Genomic DNA, 930 nt, shown 5'->3' on the forward strand with positions numbered 1-930 from the left:
GGCGTTTGCCAGCGAGCTCGGAATTAGCGCTATCCATATCAAGGATGAAGGCTTTCGCCTCGGCCTCGGCAGCTTCAAGGCTCTGGGCGGCGCTTATGCCGTCTTCCGCCTGGTGCTGGAGGAGGCAGGCAACCGGCTGGGCCGGCCCGTCGATATGGCCGATCTCAATCGGCCTGATGTACGGGCCGTCACTGCTGCGATGACATTTGCCTGTGCGACCGACGGCAATCATGGCCGCTCCGTTGCGCAAGGCGCGCAACTCGTCGGCGCGCGGGCGGCGATCTTCGTCCACGCCGGCGTCAGCGAGGAGCGCATAGCGGCGATCGCCCGCTATGGTGCCGAGATGATCCGCGTCGACGGCAACTATGATGATTCGGTCAGGCAGGCCGCCCAGGTTTCGGCCGAGAAGGGCTGGACCGTCGTGTCCGACACCTCATGGCCGGGCTATGAACGGATTCCTAGCCTGGTCATGCAGGGCTATACGGCGATCGTGCGCGAAGCGCTGCGTCAGTTCCCTCGGACACCAACCCACGTCTTTGTGCAGGCTGGTGTCGGTGGCATTGCCGCCGCGCTGGCCGGTCATCTCGCCATCGTGCTCGGTGACGCCAGGCCGACCTTCATCGTGGTCGAGCCGGCGCGTGCAGCCTGTGTTTTTGCAGCCGCCCAGGCCGGGCACCCGGTCAAGGTCGCGCATTGCCGGCCGACGGTGATGGCCATGCTTGAATGCTACGAGGTCTCCCCGGTCGCCTGGCGGGTGCTGGCGCGCGCCGCCGATGCCTTCATGACGGTGGATGAGGCTGACGCCATCGCGGTGATGCGGCGGCTGGCCCGGCCGGCCGCCGGCGATCCGGTGATCGTCGCCGGCGAAAGCGGCGGTGTTGGTCTTGCCGGGCTGATCCGGGCGATGGCTGACAACCCGACCGAGCTTGG

1 protein-coding gene is annotated in these 930 nt (G+C 67.0%); it reads left to right on the forward strand.

The window, feature by feature from the left end; translation table 11 throughout:
- Window positions 1-930 (forward strand): diaminopropionate ammonia-lyase (locus EN893_RS35700; protein WP_245490979.1); only part of this gene is annotated, 930 nt, incomplete at both ends.

This window comes from Mesorhizobium sp. M7A.F.Ca.CA.004.04.2.1 (assembly GCF_004022825.1).
GTDB lineage: Bacteria > Pseudomonadota > Alphaproteobacteria > Rhizobiales > Rhizobiaceae > Mesorhizobium.